This window comes from Mesorhizobium sp. B2-4-15 (assembly GCF_006658505.1).
In the GTDB taxonomy this organism is placed as follows: Bacteria; Pseudomonadota; Alphaproteobacteria; order Rhizobiales; family Rhizobiaceae; genus Mesorhizobium.
This window is the reverse complement of record NZ_VFUZ01000016.1, coordinates 12,860-35,219: the sequence shown is the minus strand read 5'-3', so window position 1 is coordinate 35,219 and position 22,360 is coordinate 12,860. Positions and strand designations below refer to the sequence as shown.

Genomic DNA, 22,360 nt, shown 5'->3' with positions numbered 1-22,360 from the left:
GCTCGTCCGGCGCCCCCGCCAATGCCGTCGTTCAAGAAACCCCGCCCCGCTCGAACAGCATCGCTTTGGCGTAACCCCAAGGCCACGAATACGCATGCCGCGGCGCGATCTGTCAACGCCGCCAACCGGAGGCATAAACCGCCGATTCCGGTGTATGAACAACAGCTTATATAAGAGCCTTTCAGTGGGCAGGCGCCGCATAACCGGCGGTTTTCCGGGCTTTTTGGGCGATTTACAAGCTTGCCGATCGGAGCCACGGTAACCGCATGTTAGCCGGGGGTGGGCCGGCACGACGGTTTTGAGCCGCCCTTTTCAACCTGACTTTTTTTGGGTGTATTCGCTCCGTCAGGCCGGCGCAGAAAAAAACCCCGGTAAGGGCCGGGGTTCTCGCACGGGATTGAACGTCGGAGGGGGCGCCTATCCGGCAAGTTCGTCGGGGCCGTGCAGATTCCAGTCCGATCGCCTGGCCAAGACCAGGATGTAGTAGATTGCCGCGACGACCATGATCAGCAGCGTCGCGATCAGGCTCGGGCGCCCGAAGGCGGCATCGAGCAGGTTCTGGTAGGCGACATAGACCAGCGCCACGAAGGCAAGGATGGCCGGAACCGGAAACAAAGGCATGCGGTAGTGCCCGCCTGCCGTTGTGCCGTTGCGGCGCCCTGCAAACACCGCCACGCACAAAAGCGGGTAGATGACCACCAGCGACGTGCCGCTGACCACCAACAAAGGTTGATGTCGATGAAGCAGGCGACAGCTGCCAGAACCGCCACGACGATGGTGGCGATCCAGGGCGATGCATAGCTGCCATGGACGGAGGCAATGGCGGCGTTGATCGGGCCGAACCAGGTCTTGTCACGGCCGGAGCTGAACAGCAGTCGCGCCGCCTGCAGGATGATGGCGATGACCGCGTTGAAGATGGCAACGGCAATGGCAAGGCTGATCAGGACCGTCAGCGCGTGACCGCCGCGCGCCTCGAGGAAGTACTCGATCTTCTGTGGCGCGGCGAGCAGGCCCGGAAGATCCGGAGACCCCAGCAGCACCGCCGTCAACGGAATGAGCTCGGCCGCGACGGTGATAACCAATGCCCAGAGCACCACCTTGCCGATGTTGCGCCTGGCGTCATGCGTCTCTTCGCCGAAATAGGCGGCCGCGCCGTAGCCATTATAGGCGAACAGCGAGACGGCGGTGGACGCCAGGATGATGCCGGCCGAGGCAGGAACAAGCGTGTTGGTGGTCGCGTCAAGCAGTTGCGGCGACGTGAACAGGCTGGACAGCGGTCGCTCGACATGGGCAAAGCCGAGGCCGGTCAGGATCAGCAGCGCCAGCATTTCGATGCCGAGGAAGATGCCGGTGACGAAAGCGTTGAGCTTGATGCGCATTGCCGCGACCGCACCGGCCAGCGCGATCGTCACCACGCCGACCCATTGCGGACTAAGGTTGGGTATCAGCACGCCGAGATAGGTGCCGACACCGAGCGCGATGACGGCAACGATCAGCACGATCGAGACGAACACCAGCACCAGGGTGACAAAGCCCCAGAAGCGGCCAAGCGTGCGGCCGATCATGGTGTACTCGCCGCCGGCCATCGGGTAGGCCGACGACAGCTCCGCATAGACGAAGGCCATGAACAGGCCGATTACGGCGGCGAGCACGAAACTCAGGAATGAGCCTGTGCCGGCCAGCGCGATGACACCCGGTACGATGATGAACACCGAGGATGCCGGCGTCACGGCCGACAAGACGATCATCAGCGTGCCGAGCGCGTTGAGCGCCCGATCAAGCCCTTTGGCGGTTGGCGCAGCCTTGTGCGCTGCCCCTGTGGTTGCTTCGTTTGTAGACATTCTCCTCCCCTTTTTTTAATATGATAAAAATTATCCTCCGCAACGGAACCTATCGACGGAGTCGGGTACCGTCAACAAATTAGGCGAATTTATACTTGCTTAATTTCAATCGCCAGCCTTAAACTGAATCTAATTCAGGAAACAGAAATGGGAAGACCCAAAACCCAGACCGATCGCCGCCTGACCTTGGTCGCGGCAGCAGAATCGATGATCGCCAGGCGCGGCCTTGCCGGCGTCACGCTGCGCGACGTTGCCAATGAGGCAGGGATGAGTTCCAGCGCCCTGCTCTATTATTATCCCGGTCTGAAGGACCTTCTGGACGATGTGCAGCGCAAGGCCGTCGAGCGGTTCTGCACGATACGCGCGGCATCCGTGGCCGAGATCGCCGACCCCCGGCTGCGGCTGAAAACGATGATCGAGAGCGGACTGCCGGCCGATGCGGATGACCAGCTCTGCCGGCTGCTGCTCGAGCTCGGCGCCTATTCGCGTTCGGATGCAAGCTATGCTGCCCGCCACATCACTTTGTTCGAGCGGCAAGTGTCGATCTATGTCGGCATTCTCGAAGCGGGCGCCGCCACCGGCATCTTCAAACTGCAGGCGACGAGCGAGACCATTGCACGCAGCCTGGTGGTGCTCGAGGACGGCCTGGGGCTGCACCTGGTCAACGTCGTGCCTGCGGTCGATCAATCTTCGGCGATGGCGATCCTGGCCAGCTATGCCGAGCTTGCAACCGGCTGCAGCCTCCGCTGAGTCGGCTAATATCAACGGAGCAAAACCAAAGCATGGACCAACTGCCGACCCAGACCGCCACACCAGCCGGCAAAGCGCGAGCCCGCGCACTCGCCATCCCCTTGCAAGGCACGCCCGGTCCGGCCAATGCCATCACCGACGTCGAGGGCGTCCTGGTCGGTTACTCGACGATTATCAAAGGCGAAGGCAAGCTCAAGCTTGGGCAGGGACCGGTACGCACCGGAGTGACAGCCATTTTGCCGTTTGGCCATGACGGCGTCGGCGTTGCCTGCGCCGCCGGTTATCATTCCTTCAACGGCAATGGCGAGATGACCGGCGCATCGTGGATCGAGGAGGCCGGCAGCATCAGCCTGCCCATCCTGATCACCAACACCCATGCGGTCGGCCCTTGCCATCGCGGCATCATCGACTGGGTGGCGCGCCACAAGCCCGATGTCGCGAACCAATGGCTGCTGCCCGTGGTGGCCGAAACCTGGGACGGCTATCTCAACGACATCAACGGCTCGCATGTCACCGTCGATCACGCGACCGCGGCGATCGACAATGCGGCGAGCGGGCGCATCGAGGAAGGCTCGGTCGGCGGAGGCACTGGCATGAACTGCTACGCCTTCAAGGGCGGCTCCGGCACAGCCTCGCGGATCGTCGACTACGGCCATTGCTCCTACACGGTCGGCGTCTTCCTGCAGGCCAATTTCGGGTCACGCGATGAACTCACCATCGCCGGCGTGCCGCTCGGCGAGCGGCTGAGTGATGACAACCCGATGGAATCTTATTTTCGCGGCGGCCCGACTGGCGCCGGTTCCTGCATCGGCATCGTCGCCACCGACGCGCCGCTTTTGCCCGGCCAATGCAAGGCGCTGGCCCGGCGCGTGCCGCTCGGCCTGGCGCGGACCGGCACCGCCGGCTCGCATTTCTCCGGCGACATTTTTCTAGCCTTCTCGACCGCCAACCGCGACGCGCTCAACGGCCGCTTCCCGCAGGGACCGGCCACCGAACAGAGCTATGGGCATATCGATTTCATCCCTTGGGGCCGGATGGACGATTTTTATACGGCCGTAGTGCAAGCGGCCGAGGAAGACGTACTCAACGCACTGGTCGCCAATCAGGACATGGTCGGCCGCGACGGCAACCGCAGCCCGGCGATGCCGCATGCCAAGGTGGTGGCAGCGCTAAAGGCACGCGGAATGATCGCTGGCTGAACGCGATCGGCATAGCCGCACCTCGCAAGCATCACGAAAAAGCCCCAGCGTCTCCGCTGGGGCTTTTTCGTGACCGTTCTTTAGATGGCGGCGAAGATCCTGCGATCCGCGCCGCCAAAAGAATCACGCCGCGGCCGAAACCGAGGCGTCGGTCGAAACCTGCGAAATCGTCTTCAGGACCTGGGAGGCGATCTGGTAGGGGTCGCCCTGCGAATTCGGACGGCGGTCTTCCAGATAGCCCTTGTAGTCATTCTTGATAAAGGAGTGCGGCACGCGGATCGAGGCACCACGGTCGGCGACGCCATAGCTGAACTTGTTCCACGGCGCGGTCTCGTGCTTGCCGGTCAGGCGCTTGTCGTTGTCGGGACCATAGACGGCGATGTGGTCCATCAGGTTCTTGTCGAACTGCGCCATCAGCGCCTCGAAATAGGCCTTGCCGCCGACTTCACGCATGTACTTGGTCGAGAAGTTGCAGTGCATGCCCGAGCCGTTCCAGTCGGTGTCGCCGAGCGGCTTGCAATGGAACTCGATGTCGATGCCGTATTTTTCGGTCAGCCGCAGCAGCAGGTAGCGAGCCATCCAGATCTGGTCGGCAGCCTTCTTGGAACCCTTGCCGAAAATCTGGAATTCCCACTGGCCCTTGGCCACCTCGGCGTTGATGCCTTCATGGTTGATGCCGGCGGCGAGGCAAAGGTCGAGATGCTCCTCGACGATCTGGCGCGCGACATCGCCAACATTCTTGTAGCCGACGCCGGTGTAGTACGGGCCCTGCGGCGCGGGATAGCCGCTGTCCGGGAAGCCGAGCGGACGGCCGTCCTTGTAGAAGAAATATTCCTGCTCGAAACCGAACCAGGCACCGTCGTCATCGAGAATGGTCGCACGGCTGTTGGACTCGTGTGGCGTCACGCCATCGGGCATCATGACCTCGCACATGACGAGAACACCGTTGGTGCGGGCCGGATCCGGGTAGAGCGCCACCGGCTTCAGCACGCAGTCGGAGCTGCGGCCCTCGGCCTGCATGGTCGAGGATCCATCGAAGCCCCACAATGGCAGCTGTTCGAGCGTCGGGAACTCGGCGAATTCCTTGACCTGCGTCTTGCCGCGAAGGTTGGCGACCGGGGTATATCCATCGAGCCAAATGTACTCGAGCTTGTATTTCGTCATTCTAGCCTCTCGTTGCTTGATCACCGAACACTGAACGGCGTCGACTTGCGCTTGCCCTCAGCAGCCGGCCTTGCCGGATCACTAAAAAGCAATTCGTGTGCCACTCGGGTGTCTTCGGGTGCGGCAAAATGGCTGCGATACCTCATTGAATTTGCTGAGCCGCCTCAGCAATGGACCGAGATCGGTCACAGGCCAGAAATGCATGAATAACAGGCAAATACTGATCTTTTCATAGGCATATTGCCTAAAGGAGTCGCAGAACCTATCTTGCGGAAAAGCTGAATCGACAAGCTCCTGCAGAAGAAAGGAGAATGCCCGTGGAAGTCGCCACCTCCCGTCCGTCGGCACAAATTCTGATGTTCCCTCTGGCAGCACGCAAATCTGCTGCAAATTTAGGCGCGAAGGCCAAATTCGCGGCAGAGCTCGCATCCCTGCGCGGCACGCACATCGATTTTGACGGCTGGTACCACGAAGCGGCGATCGAAGACGAAAACCAGCGCAAGAGCTGATCCGCATTCTTCAGGCTCGGATATGAAAAGCCCGGCGCGATTGCTCGCGCCGGGCTTTGTTTAAGCTCAACCAGCCGGCTATTGCTTGGCGTCCAAATCGGTGCCGAGCGTATCTCTGACGAAGATCATGCCGATGACCAGCGACATCGCCGCGATCACCACGGGGTACCAGAGGCCATAGTAGATGTCGCCCTTGTAGGCGCTGAGCGCGAACACGGTCGCCGGCAGCAGGCCGCCGAACCAGCCATTGCCGATATGATAGGGCAGCGACATACCGGTGTAGCGGATACGGGTCGGGAACATCTCGACCAGGATCGCGGCGATCGGTCCGTACACCATGGTCACGAATACCACCAGGATGAACAGGATGCCGATCGTCATTGGCCAGTTCACGGCCGCGGGATCAGCGACCATGGCGAAGGCACCGCCGCCCGGAATGTTATAGACGGTGACTTCTGGCGCGCCCGCCGCCTCGTCCTTGGTCAACAGCTTGTCGGTGACTGCCTTATCAGTCGGAACAGTCGCCTTCTCACCGCCTCGGATGGTCGCGGCATCGAGCTTCAACTCGGGATTGGCCGCGATGAAGGCGTCGAGTTTCTGGTCCGCAACCTTGATTGCCGCGCGCTTCAGCGGATAGCCGCTATCCTGCAACGACATATTGACGGCCTTGACGAAGGCAGCGTCCTTGGCCTTGGCCTGATCGCCGGCGGCGACCGCATCGTAGGACGCCACCGTCTCGTTGCCGATCTTGACCGATGCAGCCGTTCCGGCCGCGGCCGTCGACACCACGTCGTAGGGAACCGAGTTTTTGGTCAGGAATGAAGTCGCGATGTCGCAGGACGTCGTGAACTTCGCGGTGCCGACCGGATTGAACTGGAACTTGCAGTCGCCGGGTGCTGCCGTCACCGTTGCCCGCGTATTTTGCTGCGCCTTGGCGAGCGCCGGATTGGCGGCCCATGTCAGCGCCTTGAACAGGGGGAAGGTGCAGACGATGGCAAGCGCGAGGCCGGCCATGATGATCGGCTTGCGGCCGATCTTGTCGGACAGCCACCCGAAGACGACGAAGAAGATCGAGCCGAGCGCCAGTGCAATGGCGATCATGATGTTGACCGACTGCGCGTCGACCTTCAGCACATTCTGCAGGAAGAACAGTGCGTAGAACTGCCCGTTATACCAGACCACGGCCTGGCCGGCGGTAAGGCCGAGCAGCGCCAGCAGGGCGATCTTGGCGTTCTTCCACTGGCCGAAGGCTTCCGATAGCGGAGCCTTGGAGCCCTTCCCTTCGTCCTTCATCTTCTGGAAGGCTGGAGATTCGGAGAGAGACAGCCGAATCCAGATCGAAACGGCAAGCAGAACGAAGGAGACGATGAACGGAATGCGCCAGCCCCAGGCGGCATAGCTTTCCTTGCTCAGTGATCCCTGCACGATCAGGATGACGATCAGCGACAGGAACAGGCCGAGCGTCGCCGTCGTCTGTATCCACGACGTGTAGAACCCGCGGCGATCGTCGGGCGCGTGCTCGGCGACATAAGTCGCGGCGCCGCCATATTCGCCGCCAAGCGCAAGGCCCTGCAGCATGCGCAGGACGATCAGGATCACCGGAGCCGCGATGCCCAAAGTCGCATAACCGGGCAGCAGACCGACCAGGAAGGTCGACAGGCCCATGATCGTCATGGTGACGAGGAAGGTGTATTTGCGGCCGACAAGGTCGCCGATGCGGCCGAATACCAGCGCGCCGAAGGGGCGCACGAGGAAGCCGGCGGCAAAGGCCAGCAGCGCGAAGATGTTGCGGGTCGCCTCGGGAATTGTCGGGCTGAAAAAGGTCGAGCCGATGAAGGCCGCCAGCGAGCCGTAGAGATAGAAATCATACCATTCGAAAACGGTGCCGAGCGAAGAGGCGAAGATGACCTTCTTCTCCTCCCGCGTCATGCCGCGGCTCGTTCCGCCGGCGGTTGATGCCATTGCCATTGAGTTATCCTCCCGTGAGACCCTTGTCCTCGATGCCGCGTGGCAGCGTCCGGGTTCTCCTGCGAACGCGGACTCACGACAGCCATCAAAAAATGACAGAAAGACGGGGTCTAAGGCAGAGCGCCTTTGGGATTATGACTTTGGTATTAGGTGCGGTGCGGCAATAAACCGGCCGGTCAGACCTTGAGCGCTTCGAGAAGATTGACGGCAGCCATCATGTCCCGTTTGCGGGCCGCGCGGCGCGCGACCGCTTCGGCATCCTGCCCCCAATGCGCGATCTGCCAGTCCTCATCGACATGGCCGGCGGCCCAGGCCGCCTCACCGTCGAGCTCGCCGAAATCGACGGCGAGCGCCAGCAGCGCCGAACCGGTCAGCGAGGTCATGACGTGGATGGCGGCCAGCCGCAGCGGCTGCGCGCGCTGGGCAAGATGACTGCCCAGAACGGCGATCGTCTCGCGCGGCTGCTCGACATGGATGATCCCTTCGGCAAGGTTGAAGCGGGCGCCGAGCGCCGCACGGGCCCAGTCAATGACCGGATCCCACTGCTCGTTCTGCCGCTCGACCAGCCCTTGCGGCGCGTCGGCGCGGTAGCAGAGCAGATCCGACGAGGCAAAACGCAGTATGTCTTCCAGCACGGCCTGCGGATCGCTGGCGACTCCGTCCAAAGCGGTGTTGACGAGGCGCATCACCGGCATCGTCACCGGATTGATGGTCTCGTCCTGCGCGGCGAACTCGTCGGCCACAAGCGCTGCCGCCGCCTGGGTCGGCAGCGCCAACAGCGCCTTGCCCGGCGTACGCACCGGCTTGCCGTCGAGATGGACGGCAAACCCTCCCTCCATCGGCACAACCGAAACGGTCTTGTAGAAGCGCTTGGGCAGCGGCGTCTTCATTTGAATCTGGGCGCGACGCACCGGATCCGGATCGGAAAGATATTTGCCCGCTTCGAGGTCGTTGAGGATATCACGCATGAAATCTCTCTCTTACACCGGCGTCAGCTTACGTGCTGGCCGGTTGACGATGATCAGGCCCGCTACAATCAAGCCAAGTGCCAGAAAAATGCGAATGGTCAGCGGCTCGTTCAAGATCAAGGCACCGCACAAGACACCGAAAACCGGCGACAGGAAAGTGAAGCTGGACAGGCCGGAGGCCGGATAGCGGCGCAGCAGCCAGAACCATAGGACATAAGTGAAAGCGACGATGTAGATCGCTTGGAAAAGCAGCGCCAATGTCGGCAACAAAGTGGGATCGCGGACCGGCGGACCGGCGAGAGGCAGCACCAAAATGCCGACGATCGCCGCGCCGGCGAGTTGATAGAGCAACAGCTTCTCGGCGCTCGCCTCAACCAGTTTCGACCGTTTGATGAGGATATTGGTCAAGGCCCAGAAGAACCCGGAGCCGAGGCTCAGGAGATCACCGAACAGCATGTCGCCGCCGCCAAGCTTATCGGAAAAGACCGTGGCAAGGCCGGCGAAGGCCAATAACAGGCCGAGGAATTTGCGCCAGGTGACCTGCTCGCCAAGCAGGAAATGCCCACCCACCAGCATCCAGAACGGCATTGAATTGACCAGCAGCGTGTTGCGGGCCACGGTCGTGTGCTCCAGCCCAACATAGAGGCAGAGGAATTCGATGCCGAAAAGCACGCCGACAGCGATACCGGCGAGCAACGTGCCATCCCGGGTGAAAAGCGCGATGCCGCGCCAGCGGCACCAGAGAAAGACAAAGAAGCCGCCAATGACCGAGCGCGCGATCGACAGGAAGACGGGATCGTAGCCGGCATAAGAGATCTTGGCGGCGACGTAGTTCAGGCCCCAGGAAAAGGTCAGGCCGACCATGATGGCAGCGGCGGCGATGTCGACCGTGTCGCGGCGGTCCAGCACGTCGGTGGCGCCACTCACAATCAGTCCTCCGCGCTCTGCTCGTCGAAACCGATCAGGTTCCAGCTCTGGCGCATGTGTGGTGGCATCGGGGCGGTGACGTCAATGAAGCCTTTGTCGGGATGCGGGATGACGATGCGACGCGCGTGCAGATGCAAGCGGTTCTGAATGCCGCCGGGAAAATCCCAATTGGTGTCGGCTTCGAAATATTTGGGGTCACCGATGATCGGACAGCCGATATAGGCGGCATGGACGCGAAGCTGGTGCGTGCGGCCAGTGTAGGGCTCCATCTCAAGCCAGGTCATCGTCTGGGCGGCCTGCTCAATGATGCGGTAGTAGGAGACGGCGTGGTCGGCGCCCTTTTCGCCGTGTGCTGCGATGCGCACCCGGTCGCCGTCTGGCGTCGCCTCCTTGATCAGCCAAGTCGAGATCTTGTCCTCGCGCTTGGGCGGCACACCCTTGACCAGCGCCCAATAGGTTTTCTTGGTCTCACGAGCGCGGAAGGCCTCGGAGAGCTTCATCGCGGCCAGTCTCGTGCGGGCAACGACCAGCACACCCGACGTGTCGCGGTCGAGCCGGTGAACCAACCTTGGCTTCTCGCCCTTCTGGCTGCGCCAGGCTTCCAGCATGTCGTCTACATTGCGGGTGACGCCCGAACCGCCTTGCACGGCAAGCCCCGCCGGCTTGTTGAAGACGAAGACCTTCGGATCCTCATGCAGCAGCATCTTGGCGAGCACGTCGGCGTCGCCCTGGTTGCGGATCGAATGGCCGGTGAGCGGGCTGTCGCCCTTCTTGTCCACCTCGAGCGGCGGAATACGCACCAGCTGACCCGGCTCGACGCGGGTGTCGGCCTTGACGCGGCCGCCGTCGACGCGGATCTGGCCGGAGCGCAGCAGTTTCTGCAGATGGCCAAAGCCAAGGCCCGGGAAATGGGTCTTGAACCAGCGATCGAGCCGCATGCCCGCCTCGCCGGCTTCCACCGTGATCTGTTCAACGCCTGCCATATTTTCTTACCTGTTTTCCGAGCGGGGCTTGGCCGGCTCTCGGCGCGCCAATAGCATTAAGGCAGGCTTCTTGCGAGCCAAAGACCCAAAAACAAGGCGATGATGGCGCCAATGACGCTGGCCAGCGCATATCCAAACGCGGGCAGCGTGGCGCCCCGCTCCCAAAGCGTCGCGAAATCGAGCGAAAAAGCCGAAAAGGTGGTGAAGCCGCCGAAGATGCCGGTGGCGACAAAGAGCCTGATTTCGTTCGATCCGCCGCGGCGCGCCAGGATAGCGATGAACAGGCCCATGGCGAAGGAGCCGACGATGTTGATGGCCATCGTGCCCCAGGGATAGTTGGGGCCCGCAAAGCGCAGCGTGCCCATACTGGTCAGATGGCGAATGCCGGCGCCGATGCCGCCGCCGATGACAACGAGAAGCAGATTGAACATGGCCGTCTACTGCCCCTGCGAGGGCGGCGGCGTCAATCCCTTCAGGCCCGCAAGGGCGTTTCGGGGATGGCACAGACGGTTGAGCGCGTCAGAAACCGCTTTTCGCGCCCGTTGTCGAGGGAGAACATGCCACCCCTGCCCGGCACGACGTCGATGATGAGGTCGGTATGTTTCCACACCTCATATTGCGAGGCGCTGATATAGACCGGCGTTTCGCCGATCTCGCCCAGCATGACGTCGTTGTCGCCGACAATGAACTCACCGCGGGGATAGCACATCGGCGATGATCCGTCGCAGCAGCCACCGGACTGGTGAAACAGCACCGGCCCGTGATCGGCAACGATCTCAGCCAGGAAAGCGATGGCTCCCGGCGTGGCCGAAACTTTTCCGAGTGAAATCCTGTCGGACATACCGCCCTCCTTCATCTCCCAAACCATCCGGGGCGCGGCATGTGCAGCCGCGCCCCGGATACTCATGATCCCTGTGGGAAGATCATGTGTTGCTTCGGGAGGCAATCAGAAGAAACCGAGCTTCTTCGGGCTGTAGCTGACCAGCATGTTCTTGGTCTGCTGATAGTGATCGAGCATCATCTTGTGATTTTCCCGTCCGATGCCGGACTGCTTGTAACCACCGAATGCCGCGTGCGCGGGATAGGCATGGTAGCAGTTGGTCCACACGCGCCCGGCCTGGATGGCGCGGCCGAAACGATAGCAGCGGTTCGCGTCGCGGCTCCAGATGCCGGCGCCGAGGCCATAGAGCGTGTCGTTGGCAATCGACAGCGCCTCGTCGTCGTCCTTGAAGGTCGTCACGGACACCACCGGCCCGAAGATTTCCTCCTGGAAGATGCGCATCTTGTTGTTGCCCTTGAACACGGTCGGCTTGACGTAATAGCCGCCCGCCAGATCCCCCGGCAGATGGTTCTGCTCACCGCCCGCCAGCACCTCGGCGCCTTCCTTGCGGCCGATATCGAAGTAGCTCAGGATCTTCTCCAGCTGTTCGCTCGATGCCTGCGCACCGATCATGGTTGCCGGATCGAGGGGATCGCCCTGGACGATCGCTTCGACGCGCTTCAGCGCCTTTTCCATGAACTTGTCATAGATCTTCTCATGCACCAGCGCGCGGCTGGGGCAGGTGCAGACCTCGCCCTGATTGAGCGCGAACATGACGAAGCCTTCGATCGCCTTGTCGAAGAAATCGTCATCTTCCGCCGTCACGTCCTGGAAGAAAATATTGGGCGATTTGCCGCCGAGTTCGAGTGTCACCGGGATGAGGTTCTGGCTGGCATATTGCGAGATCAGCCGCCCGGTCGTCGTCTCGCCGGTGAAGGCGATCTTGGCAATGCGGTTCGACGAAGCGAGCGGCTTGCCGGCCTCGAGGCCGAAGCCATTGACGATGTTGAGCACGCCCTCCGGTAGGAGATCGCCGATCAGGTCGGCCCACAGCATGATGGTGGCGGGTGTCTGTTCGGCGGGCTTCAGCACCACGCAATTGCCGGCGGCAAGCGCCGGAGCCAGTTTCCAGACCGCCATCAGCAGCGGGAAGTTCCAGGGAATGATCTGGCCGACGACGCCGAGCGGCTCGTGGAAATGATAGGCGACAGTGTCGTGATCGATCTCGGAAAGGCCGCCCTCCTGAGCACGCACGGCACCAGCAAAGTAACGGAAATGATCGATGGCCAGCGGCAGGTCGGCGGCGGTCGTCTCGCGGATCGGCTTGCCATTGTCCCAGGTTTCGGCGAGCGCCAGCAGATCGAGATTGTCTTCCATGCGGTCGGCGATGCGGTTGAGGATCAGCGCGCGAGCGGCTGCGCTCGTCTTCCCCCAGGCATCCCTGGCCCTGTGCGCGGCATCGAGTGCTGCCTCGATATCCCTGGCGTCGGAGCGAGCGACCTCACCCAGTGGCCGGCCGGTCACCGGCGATATGTTCTCGAAATACTTCCCTGAATGCGGGGCGACCCATTTGCCGCCGATATAATTGTCGTAGCGCTTGGCGAAGGGAACCTTGGCCGCGCGGGAAAATTCCACCTTGTTCATCGTCTTCCTCCCAATATGAGCGCCACGGCATGTGGCGCGTCGCTGGGAAGAGTTGCGGATGGACTGAGGTTTGTCAGCCCGGTCGCGGGCGTTCACCAACGCGGACTGTCGCAGATCTGCGACAGTCGCTGGCCCAAAGCTCAGTGTGGGCGGCGGATGCCGAAGCGCGCAAGCTTGCGATGCAGGGTCGCCCGCGAAATCCCAAGATTGCTGGCAGCCGCCGACACATTGCCCTCGGCGCGTGCCATGGCCCGCTGAACCACGCCGCGCTCCGCCTCGTCGAGATGCTCGCTTGCCCTGGCCGAGTCGCCGAGAATGTCGGCGGCAGGAAGGCCTTTGATCAGGAGTTGCCGGGTGATGCCAAGGCCGAGCCGGGCGGAGCGTGTTGCCCCGACCACCAGATCGTCGGCATTGACGGCGATCAATGCGCTGGCACTGCGCTCGGCCACCGGCGCCAGCAGGATGCGGGCATCGGAAAACGCCAAGCGGAAGTTCTCGGCCTCGATGCGGCGCGCGGCATCGCCTACCGCGATGGCGATCAGGTTGACGAATCCTTCAGTCAGATCCGACCGGCAAGAGGAGACATCGAGCGCGGCCGCCAGATTGCCTTCGTGATCGTAGATCGGGGCCGTGGTGCAACTGAGCAGAGTGTTGCGCGAAAAGAAATGCTGGTCGCGATGGATGGTGAGCGCGCGCTGATCGGCAAGACAGGTGCCGATGCCATTGGTGCCCTCGGAGTCCTCGCTCCACACGGTGCCCGTCCACAAGCCCCACTCGTCGAACGTATCGTCGTCGGCGGCGGCACCACGACGTTCGACGGGAATGCCGTCACGATCGGCAAGCAGCACACAGCAGCCGACGCCGCCTACGGCGAGGTGAAGACGATCGAGGCTCGCATCCGCGGCGCGCAGCAGCGGCTCCATACGTTGCCTGGCCTGGCGCAGCTCGCCTTCGGTAAGGCGCCGAGGCGACTTGCGTTCGGCCGGATCAAGGCCGTGCAATGTCAGCGAACGTCGCCAGGAAGCAACCAGCGCCGAACGCGCAGCGTCGCTGTTGGCGATGGAGGTCTGGATCAAATCCGCATGACCAGCCGGCCGCCGTCCGCTCACCTCATCCTCCCAAGGCGATTGTCGCTTGCAACTCAAGCAACGCTATATCTGGCCAGATATATCCGCCGCACTACGTCTTAGTCTAGAAGACCGATGCCCGATGACGCCATAGGACGATGGTTCAAGCCACGCCTCAGTGCTCCCAAGCCGGCAATCACGCGCCGCCTGGGCAGGTGATCGTCACCAGTCAGGAATTGTCCAGTCCGGATACTTTTTCCTGAACTCGCCATAGAGAGCGTCGACTTCGGACTTGCTGACCGGGCGCACCTGCTCATAGAGATACGCGGTAACGCCGCCGGACAGTCGATACTCCGCAATGCGCTTGTATGCGGCGCCGATGCCTTTCCCCTCAAGAATATACTGGTTCGGAATCGTTATGCAAATCTGCGCGCCCGCCTGCAGATGCGTAACAAGCCTGTCAGTCACGACAACGTACCTGGATTTCAAGGCACCCGGCCGAAATTGATCACGACTATCGACCTGGCAGATCCATCCAACGTGCGGAAGGAGGTTCGCATCCAAACTGAATAACAACGAGTCGCTCAATATCGGTCCTGAGGCGAATACGGAAAAGCGATCTTCTGGCTTCATTTTGCCAAATAGGTCAGCAATCAAGCGCCTGTATTCAGAAAGATTGTCGAGGCGAAGTGGGAGCGTATCTTCCTTGGCAAAAACGAAGCTGATTGGCGACAGCAGCTGACGGCCTACCGGAAAAAAGGTGCCCATAAAAGCGAGCCCGGCGACGAAGGCTGTGGCGACGGTCGCCCACCGTGCTCTCAGCGCTGACCCCGAAACGATCGCAACGATTGCCTGGGCGTAGGCGGGAAAAAGCCAAAGAAAGATCGGCATCGAGTGATGACGTTCCGGATCTTGCGTCCGGGTGAAAAACAAGAAAGTGAGTACCGCGGCGGAGGCAGAGAACAAGGAGAAACCGTTGCGGCGCAAAACGGAGATCAGAAGGCCCACCAGGATCAGCAGCCAGTTGACTAAGCTTAGCCGGGACGCGATTTCGCCAAGCTGGTTGATGAAGATCGTCCGGTATCCGCTGTAAAGGTCGCCGTAGTTGGTTCCCAAGATCTTGCCGATCAGCGGCAATTGGTAGTTCAAAGCGGTTGCGGAAATGACGAAAACCGCGCACCCTCCGCCTAACGCGGCCTTGCGAAACGCAGCCAAGTCTCGGTCTTTGCAGATCTGCAGCAGACAGGAAAGCGCTGCGGAAACAGCAATCCCGATTGCAGCATAGGCGTACCAGCGACGCAGCATGAACGCCAGCCACAGGCATGCGCCGACGGAAATTCCACTCGCTACCGGTTCACGGGTCAGGAACTTCGACTTCCAAAGTAAGTAAGTCGCTGCGGTAAGAGCGAGACAACCGGCAACGTCTGGCAGCCCACGAAGCGTCGGCGCCCAGATGGGCGTGTAGAGAAATGCTGCGATCCAGACCGCCGGCCAAGCTCGGGAAGGTTTCTCGGATACCGCCTCCAGATAGCTTAACCTGCCCATGCAAAGAGCCGTCGGGACTAGGTAAACCGTAACTATTCCGGCGATAAAGACAAACCTCGAATCGCCAAGAATGATGTGGAAAGGCATCAACGGTGCCAGGATCGCAACACCATAATCTTCCGTGGCAATAGAATTTCCCAACTGGCCAAGCCAGTTGAAAGGGCTCTCGACCAAGAGCGAACCCTGCTGTTTGAACCTATTGAAATAGGCAACGAAATCCCAATAGTAAACGTATTCCTCAAGAGCTATGTACGCCGAGCTGAGAGCAATGCTTAGCAGCACCATGCATACGTACGTTCCCGCATAATGTTCTAATATTCTTCTCAGTGACATTTTAGCCGCCGATCATGTAAGAGACTGTGCGCCGGAATCATTCTTAGCGCATTGTCCAACGAATAGAAGATGATCCGGCGAACGTGAATCGCCCGAGACAATTCATTTGGGCTTATGATGAATTATTGAGCGCCAAAATGGGATGTACACTTTGCATCACGCCGACTGGAGGTTCGCGCCTCATGAGCAGGGCCAGCAGCCCTCTCTTTGTTTGCCGCGACCATGGGCGCCAAACCTGTCCAACATCACCTCTGGCAGCGTATCTCTGGGCGAAGCATGAGTGTAACGGTCGGGCGCCAGCGGACGACCGAATTGCGCTTGCAGGCATCAAGGCATGGCCAGGAGAGCGGCTACGCCAGTGGGCTTCGGTTCAGGTGGTTCCGACCTTCTTGGGCTTGGTCGAGCCAATCATCTTCCAGTTCTTGTAGAACATCGAATTGATGCGTTCGACGCTGACCGACACGACGGCAAGCATGCCTGCTATGAGGCGCGGAACCGGGGACGGCCTGATGATGTCCATGAACACGCAGTAGCGGCGGCCGTCATACTCGTTGACCGAACGATGCAGCAGCGTGTCGTCGAAAATGAACAGCGGATTGTCGTACCAGTAATTCTTGACGTTGCCGCATTCGACGAAGATCTCCGACTTTACCGGGATCAAATTGTAGAGGATGCGCAAGCTGAGCCGCAACGGACCGAAATGCCAGGAAGTCGATTCGCGCTTGCTGAAGACGGAAACGGCGATGGTCTTGATGTATTTGAAATCCTTGTTGAACTCGGCGACGTTGTCTATCTTGTGCTTGCCGTACCACTGATAGACATACATGCCGCGCCGACCGGCACCGAAATTGGCATCGATGTCGGCGATGATCTCGTCCTTGCGCGCCTTGAAGATATCAAGGACCTCATTGACCTCGCGCTGATAGTCTTCTGGAAACTGCTCCAGCTTCCACACGCCCGGATTTTTGTAGCAGAGCAGGTCCACCAGCAGATTGAATGGCGAGAGCAGCCAGGTGAACAGGCCGTTGCCAAGGAAGTAACCGCTGAACAGCGACAGATCCTTCCTGTCGTTGCGCAAGACGTCAATGAGTCCACAAACGATGAAGATCGTCGTCAGGATCGGGATGAAGTAGAAGCCAAGGGCGAGAAGCGGAATGGCGATGGCGAATTTGCGAAGGGACTTGCGAAGGGTTTTTGTCATTTTTCCACGCGCGAAGCGCGATCCTGTTGCGAATGAGTGATGCCAAAATCACGGCAACGACCACCGCCCGGTCGTGCGCCTTGATAAGGTTTTTTGGGTCACCACACAACGGCCCGTGGGGGCGAAGGGCGCATGGAGAACAACCGATAGTGAAATGCCCCAGGGCGAAGCCTCGGCCCGAAGCGTGACGACCACCGGGCCACGCAAGACAGCTATTCCCGTTCCTTACGCAGCTTCGCCCAGTAGTCGAGCCGCTTCCGGATATCGCGCTCGAAACCACGCTCGGGTGGATCGTAGAAGGTCTGGCGGCCCATCTTCTCCGGAAAATAGTCCTGCCCGGAAAAGGCGTCCGGCTCGTCATGGTCGTAGCGATAGCCCGCGCCGTAATCTTCCTCTTTCATCAGCTTGGTCGGCGCGTTGAGGATGTGCTTCGGCGGCAGCAGCGAGCCATGCTGCTTGGCTGCCTGCGTGGCCGCCTTGAAGGCGGTGTAGACGGCATTGGATTTCGGTGCGGTGGCGAGATAGACGGTGGCCTCGGCAAAGGCAAGTTCGCCCTCCGGCGAGCCAAGATAGTCGTACGCGTCCTTGGCCGCATTGGCCACCACCAGCGCCTGCGGGTCGGCAAGGCCGATGTCCTCCATCGCCATGCGGACCAGGCGGCGGCCGAGATAGAGCGGATCCTCGCCGGCATCGAACATGCGGGCGAGATAGTAGAGCGCGGCATCCGGATCCGAGCCGCGCACCGACTTGTGCAGCGCCGAGATCAGATTGTAATGGCCGTCCTGACCCTTGTCGTAGATCGGCGCGCGGCGCTGGACGATGCGCTGCAACCCTTCGGGATCGAATACCTCGCCAGGCTTGGCGGCACGCCAGACTTCCTCGGCGAGGGTCAGGGATGCGCGTCCGTCGCCATCACTCATGCGGATCAGCATCGCCCGCGCATCGTCATCGAGCGGAAGCGCCCTGCCCTCCGCTTCCTCCGCCCGCGTCATCAGCTTGGCGATGCTCTCCTCGCCGAGCGAATGGAAGACCATGACCCGCGCGCGGGATAAGAGGGCCGCGTTGAGTTCAAAGGAGGGGTTTTCGGTCGTAGCGCCCACCAGGACGACTGTTCCATCCTCCATGACAGGGAGAAAGGAATCCTGCTGGGCGCGGTTGAAACGATGGATCTCGTCGACGAAGAGCAGGGTCTGACGGCCGTTGGCGCGGCGCAGCTTGGCCGCCTCGAACACTTTCTTGAGGTCGGCGACGCCTGAGAAGACCGCCGATATCTGCTCGAAGGCAAGGCTGGTCTCACCGGCGAGCAACCTTGCCACCGTGGTCTTGCCAGTGCCAGGCGGCCCCCAGAAGATCATCGAGCCGAGTGAACCGGAGCCGATCAGCCTGGTCAGTGCGCCATCGGGGCCGGTCAGATGCTCTTGGCCGACGACCTCGCCAAGGTTTCTCGGCCGCAGCCTGTCGGCCAGCGGCCTTCCGGGCGGCGCCTTTTCCGGTTCGTCAACGCTGAACAGATCGGCCATCTACATCTTCAGGTTGGGGCCTGTCTTCAAGTTGGAGCATGACCCTCGCGGGCTGAACTCAGTAACGCAACACCTGGCGCAGTATCTGCCCGCCGCGCTCGACGGTAAAGCGCCACCAGCGCGTATCCTGCTGGGCTACCTGCGCCAGAGTTGCGGCGGTGTCGATTGTGGTGCCGTTGACCTCGCGCACGATGTCGCCCGGCTGGAAGCCGAAATCCGCAGCCGGCGAATCGCGGTTGATGTCGATCACCGTCACGCCCTTGAGATCAGTGCGCAGGCCAAGCTTCTGGGCCAGCCGCGGCGACAGCTCCGCGACCTTGGCGCCCGAGAACGGGCTGCGGCCATGCAGCGCCACCTCGGAGGCTTTCGCCCCCTCCGGCGCGCGCTCCAAGGCTATGTCCATTGCCGCCTGCTTGCCCTTGTTCAGGATCGCGAAATTCGCCTTGGTGCCGATCGACAGCGTCGCCATGCGATAGTCGAGCGCCTCGATGCTCTCGACCGGCTTGCCGTTGACCTGCAGCACGACATCGCCCGGCTTCAGCCCCGCCTTGCCCGCCGGGCCGGTGGCGTCGACCGAAGACACCAATGCCCCGGTCGGCTTCTCCATGCCGAGCGATTCGGCGATCTGCGGCGTCACCGCTTCGAACTCGGCGCCGATGTAGGGACGTTCGAAGAAGTCGAGCCCTGCCTTCGCGGCGTCGGCGAAAGCCCGCACCATATTGGCGGGGATGGCAAAGCCGATGCCGATCGAGCCGCCGCTACGGCTGTAAATGGCGGTGTTGATGCCGACCAGCTGGCCGCCCATGTTGATCAGCGCGCCACCGGAATTGCCGGGATTGATCGCGGCGTCGGTCTGGATGAAATAGCCTGAATCCGAGACGCCGATATGGCTGCGGGCAAGCGCGGAAACGATGCCGCTGGTGGTGGTCTGGCCGACACCGAAGGGATTGCCGATGGCCAGCACCAGATCGCCGACTTCGAGCGCGTCGGAATCGCCGATGGCGATGACCGGGAACGGCTTATCGGCTTCGATCTTGAGCACGGCGAGATCGAGCGTCTCGTCCTTCAGCATCACCTTGCTGGTGAATTCGCGCCCGTCGGCGGTCGCCACCTTGACCTCGTCGGCATCCTTGATGACATGAAAATTGGTGACGATGACACCGCTCGGATCGACCAGCACGCCCGAACCCAGCGAGGACTGCGCACGCGGCTGCGCGCGGCCGAAAAACTCCTCGAAGAACGGATCGCCTTCGAAGGGCGATGTCACCTTGGCCGTCTGCGAGGCATAGACATTGACTACGGCCGGCGCCGTCTGCTTGACCAGCGGCGCGAACGAAAGTTGCACCTCGTCGCGGCCGAAAGGCACGCGCTTGTCCGGACCCGAGGTGGCGTTTTCACCTTCAACGCCATGCAGCAGATCAGTCAGCACGTCCGACAGGCCCGGATCGGCGGGCTTCGCGGCGTCTTCAGCCAGAGCCTGCCGGACTGCCGGTGCGGCTGCGAACACCATGAAGGCGCAGAGCAGAACTAGGGGCAGTCTTTTGGCGCGCATTCGCGAATCCTCCAAGCGAGTTCGGGCGCATTGTCCCGACGATTGTGCAAAATGAAAGGCTAAGCTGCTGAAATCCGATTATTTTTCGCGCCAGCGGACTATTGTGCGCGCGCTTTGGCGAGTTCCAGATATGAAAAAGGGGCCCCGCAGGCCCCTTCAATTCACTCTGGAAAGACGAAGCCTTACGCGGCCGCGGCTTCCTCGTTGGCGCCTTCGGCCTCGATGCGGGCGCGGTCGCCGGCGCCCTTGGCCGAGATGTCGCGATCGACGAACTCGATGACGGCCATCGCGGCATTGTCGCCGTGACGGAAGCCCGCCTTCATGATGCGCAGATAGCCGCCGTTGCGGGTGGCGTAGCGCGGGGCGATGATGTCGAACAGGCGCTTGACGACGCCTTCGTTGCCGATCTGGGCGATCACCTGGCGGCGGGCGTGCAAGTCGCCGCGCTTGCCGAGCGTCACCAACTTCTCGACGATCGGACGCAGGTCCTTCGCCTTCGGCAGGGTGGTGACGATCTGCTCGTGTTCGAGCAGCGACACGGCGAGATTGGCAAACATCGACTTGCGGTGGCTGATGCTGCGGGCGAAGCGGCGGCCTTTGAAACCGTGGCGCATAGCTCTTTTCCTTCTTCAGTTGTTCAAGAGGCCACGGCCTCTGATGGTTTTCCGCATGACCGTCGGATCGAGCGGCTTACGCCGCCGATCCTTGGAATTCATGCTCAATATTGATCTTCGTAACGCTTGGCGAGGTCTTCGATGTTTTCCGGCGGCCAGTCCGGCACTTCCATGCCGAGGTGCAGGCCCATCGCCGCCAAGACTTCCTTGATCTCGTTCAGCGACTTGCGGCCGAAGTTGGGGGTGCGCAGCATCTCGGCTTCGGTCTTCTGGATGAGATCGCCGATGTAGACGATGTTGTCGTTCTTCAGGCAGTTGGCCGAACGCACCGAAAGCTCGAGTTCGTCGACCTTCTTGAGCAGCGCCGGGTTGAAAGCGAGTTCGGTGACGGCTTCCGCCGCGACTTCCTTCTGCGGCTCGTCGAAGTTGACGAACAGGCCAAGCTGGTCCTGCAGGATGCGGGCGGCGAAAGCCACCGCGTCCTCGCCCGAGATCGAACCGTCGGTCTCGATGGTCATGGTCAGCTTGTCATAATCGAGAACCTGGCCCTCGCGGGTGTTCTCGACCTTGTAGGAGACCTTCTTGACCGGCGAATAGAGGCTGTCGACCGGGATCAGGCCGATCGGCGCATCCTCGGCGCGGTTGCGCTCGGCCGGCACGTAGCCCTTGCCGGTGTCGACGGTGAATTCCATGCGGATCTCAGCGCCTTCGTCCAGCGTGCAGATGACGTGATCGGGATTGAGGATCTCGACATCGCCAACCGTCTGGATGTCGCCGGCGAGAACCGCACCCGGTCCCTGCTTGCGAACGACCATGCGCTTGGGGCCGTCACCTTCCATGCGGATGGCGATTTCCTTGATGTTGAGAACGATGTCGGTCACGTCCTCGCGCACGCCGGCGATGGACGAGAATTCATGCAGAACACCGTCGATCTGCACGGCGGTGACAGCCGCGCCCCGCAGCGAAGACAGAAGCACGCGACGCAGCGCGTTGCCGAGGGTGAGGCCAAAGCCCCGCTCGAGCGGCTCGGCGACCAGCGTGGTCAACGTCTTCTTTTTCGACGAGAACTCGATCTTGTTCGGCTTGATCAGTTCCTGCCAATTTTTCTGGATCATGATGCTTTCCTTCCGTTGACCCGCCACCATCCAATCGTGGCGGGCGACCTGGAATGCCGCGGAGGAACGCCTTGGAGCGTTCGCGCGGCGTTCATAACTGTTAGACGCGGCGCTTCTTGCGCGGGCGGCAGCCATTGTGCGGGATCGGCGTCACATCACGGATCGACGTGATGGTGAAGCCGGCCGCCTGCAGGGCGCGCAGCGCCGATTCACGACCGGAGCCAGGTCCGCACACCTCGACTTCGAGCATGCGCATGCCGTGCTCCTGGGCCTTCTTGGCAACATCCTCGGCGGCCATCTGGGCGGCGAACGGGGTCGACTTGCGCGAACCCTTGAAGCCCTGGGCGCCGGCCGACGACCAGGCGATCGAATTGCCCTGTGCGTCGGTGATGGTGATCATCGTGTTGTTGAAGGTCGAATTGACGTGGGCAACGCCCGACGAGATATTCTTGCGTTCGCGACGGCGAACACGAGCGGCTTCCTTGGCCATGATAGTCCTTTCAGTTGATCTCTACACCGCCGTAATGCCAGCGGCTCCACCTTCGTAAGGGAGTAGGGGAATAGGGCAGTAGGCAGTAGGGAAATTGATTGCCCGATCCGCGGACCATTCCCTACTGCCTACTGCCCTATTCCCTTCCCC

Annotated in this window: 21 protein-coding genes; 3 read left to right on the top strand and 18 right to left on the bottom strand. The window is 61.4% G+C overall.

The window, feature by feature from the left end; translation table 11 throughout:
* Nucleotides 1-417: 417 nt before the first annotated feature.
* A complete protein-coding gene (locus FJ930_RS30240; protein ID WP_210245365.1) occupies nucleotides 418-585 on the bottom strand; it encodes a hypothetical protein in 168 nt (55 codons plus the stop codon).
* Entirely contained in the window at nucleotides 522-1,841 is a 1,320-nt protein-coding gene (locus FJ930_RS19335; RefSeq protein WP_210245364.1) for an APC family permease, read from the bottom strand. Before FJ930_RS19335 ends, FJ930_RS30240 begins: the two co-directional genes overlap by 64 nt.
* Nucleotides 1,842-1,988: 147 nt before the next feature.
* Here FJ930_RS19335 and FJ930_RS19330 point away from each other — a divergent pair, with 147 nt between their 5' ends.
* Nucleotides 1,989-2,591 (top strand): TetR/AcrR family transcriptional regulator, encoded by a 603-nt coding sequence (locus FJ930_RS19330; RefSeq protein WP_141839703.1) that lies wholly within the window; start codon nucleotides 1,989-1,991, stop codon nucleotides 2,589-2,591.
* Between the two features lie 32 nt (nucleotides 2,592-2,623).
* Nucleotides 2,624-3,790 carry a P1 family peptidase gene (locus FJ930_RS19325; RefSeq protein WP_141839702.1) on the top strand — a complete coding sequence of 389 codons (1,167 nt, stop codon included), beginning with the start codon at nucleotides 2,624-2,626 and terminating at the stop codon, nucleotides 3,788-3,790.
* Between the two features lie 123 nt (nucleotides 3,791-3,913).
* On the opposite strand, the gene FJ930_RS19320 is transcribed toward FJ930_RS19325, so the two are convergent.
* Complete coding sequence (locus FJ930_RS19320; RefSeq protein ID WP_140739258.1) at nucleotides 3,914-4,954, bottom strand: glutamine synthetase beta-grasp domain-containing protein; 1,041 nt, start codon at nucleotides 4,952-4,954, stop codon at nucleotides 3,914-3,916.
* Nucleotides 4,955-5,271: 317 nt separating this feature from the next.
* On the opposite strand from FJ930_RS19320, the gene FJ930_RS19315 reads away from it, so the two are divergent.
* Nucleotides 5,272-5,463, top strand: coding sequence for a DUF2735 domain-containing protein (locus FJ930_RS19315; protein WP_140739255.1), 192 nt, complete (start codon nucleotides 5,272-5,274; stop codon nucleotides 5,461-5,463).
* A gap of 78 nt (nucleotides 5,464-5,541) precedes the next feature.
* Here the strand turns inward: FJ930_RS19315 and FJ930_RS19310 are convergent, their stop codons facing one another.
* The 15 genes from FJ930_RS19310 to rpsK all read right to left on the bottom strand — a co-directional run bounded on the left by FJ930_RS19310 (nucleotide 5,542) and on the right by rpsK (nucleotide 22,210).
* Nucleotides 5,542-7,431: an MFS transporter gene (locus FJ930_RS19310; protein ID WP_141839701.1), complete on the bottom strand. Its 1,890-nt coding sequence runs from the start codon at nucleotides 7,429-7,431 to the stop codon at nucleotides 5,542-5,544.
* Between the two features lie 176 nt (nucleotides 7,432-7,607).
* Entirely contained in the window at nucleotides 7,608-8,399 is a 792-nt protein-coding gene (locus FJ930_RS19305; protein WP_141839700.1) for an ATP12 family chaperone protein, read from the bottom strand.
* A gap of 12 nt (nucleotides 8,400-8,411) precedes the next feature.
* Nucleotides 8,412-9,326, bottom strand: coding sequence for a DMT family transporter (locus FJ930_RS19300; protein ID WP_141839699.1), 915 nt, complete (start codon nucleotides 9,324-9,326; stop codon nucleotides 8,412-8,414).
* 2 nt (nucleotides 9,327-9,328) lie between these two features.
* The gene (locus FJ930_RS19295; RefSeq protein WP_140739244.1) at nucleotides 9,329-10,309 is read right to left on the bottom strand and encodes an RluA family pseudouridine synthase; all 981 of its coding nucleotides are present in this window, start codon (nucleotides 10,307-10,309) and stop codon (nucleotides 9,329-9,331) included.
* A 56-nt stretch (nucleotides 10,310-10,365) separates the two neighbouring features.
* A complete protein-coding gene (gene crcB, locus FJ930_RS19290) occupies nucleotides 10,366-10,740 on the bottom strand; it encodes a fluoride efflux transporter CrcB (protein ID WP_141839698.1) in 375 nt (124 codons plus the stop codon).
* 41 nt (nucleotides 10,741-10,781) lie between these two features.
* Nucleotides 10,782-11,150 (bottom strand): DUF779 domain-containing protein, encoded by a 369-nt coding sequence (locus FJ930_RS19285; RefSeq protein ID WP_140739238.1) that lies wholly within the window; start codon nucleotides 11,148-11,150, stop codon nucleotides 10,782-10,784.
* Nucleotides 11,151-11,255: 105 nt separating this feature from the next.
* Nucleotides 11,256-12,773: an aldehyde dehydrogenase gene (gene adh, locus FJ930_RS19280; protein ID WP_140739235.1), complete on the bottom strand. Its 1,518-nt coding sequence runs from the start codon at nucleotides 12,771-12,773 to the stop codon at nucleotides 11,256-11,258.
* A 140-nt stretch (nucleotides 12,774-12,913) separates the two neighbouring features.
* On the bottom strand, nucleotides 12,914-13,882 hold the full coding sequence (locus FJ930_RS19275) for a helix-turn-helix domain-containing protein (RefSeq protein ID WP_140739232.1): 969 nt from the start codon (nucleotides 13,880-13,882) through the stop codon (nucleotides 12,914-12,916).
* A 180-nt stretch (nucleotides 13,883-14,062) separates the two neighbouring features.
* Nucleotides 14,063-15,670, bottom strand: a complete 1,608-nt coding sequence (locus FJ930_RS19270; protein WP_246676958.1) for a hypothetical protein — start codon at nucleotides 15,668-15,670, stop codon at nucleotides 14,063-14,065.
* Between the two features lie 418 nt (nucleotides 15,671-16,088).
* On the bottom strand, nucleotides 16,089-16,919 hold the full coding sequence (locus FJ930_RS19265) for an aspartyl/asparaginyl beta-hydroxylase domain-containing protein (protein WP_140739226.1): 831 nt from the start codon (nucleotides 16,917-16,919) through the stop codon (nucleotides 16,089-16,091).
* 212 nt (nucleotides 16,920-17,131) lie between these two features.
* Nucleotides 17,132-18,439 carry a replication-associated recombination protein A gene (locus FJ930_RS19260; protein ID WP_140739224.1) on the bottom strand — a complete coding sequence of 436 codons (1,308 nt, stop codon included), beginning with the start codon at nucleotides 18,437-18,439 and terminating at the stop codon, nucleotides 17,132-17,134.
* A 58-nt stretch (nucleotides 18,440-18,497) separates the two neighbouring features.
* Complete coding sequence (locus tag FJ930_RS19255; RefSeq protein WP_140739221.1) at nucleotides 18,498-19,991, bottom strand: DegQ family serine endoprotease; 1,494 nt, start codon at nucleotides 19,989-19,991, stop codon at nucleotides 18,498-18,500.
* Nucleotides 19,992-20,173: 182 nt separating this feature from the next.
* Complete coding sequence (gene rplQ / locus FJ930_RS19250) at nucleotides 20,174-20,605, bottom strand: 50S ribosomal protein L17 (RefSeq protein WP_140739218.1); 432 nt, start codon at nucleotides 20,603-20,605, stop codon at nucleotides 20,174-20,176.
* Between the two features lie 104 nt (nucleotides 20,606-20,709).
* Entirely contained in the window at nucleotides 20,710-21,720 is a 1,011-nt protein-coding gene (locus FJ930_RS19245) for a DNA-directed RNA polymerase subunit alpha (protein ID WP_006205443.1), read from the bottom strand.
* Between the two features lie 100 nt (nucleotides 21,721-21,820).
* Complete coding sequence (rpsK, locus tag FJ930_RS19240) at nucleotides 21,821-22,210, bottom strand: 30S ribosomal protein S11 (protein ID WP_006205444.1); 390 nt, start codon at nucleotides 22,208-22,210, stop codon at nucleotides 21,821-21,823.
* Nucleotides 22,211-22,360 lie beyond the last annotated feature (150 nt).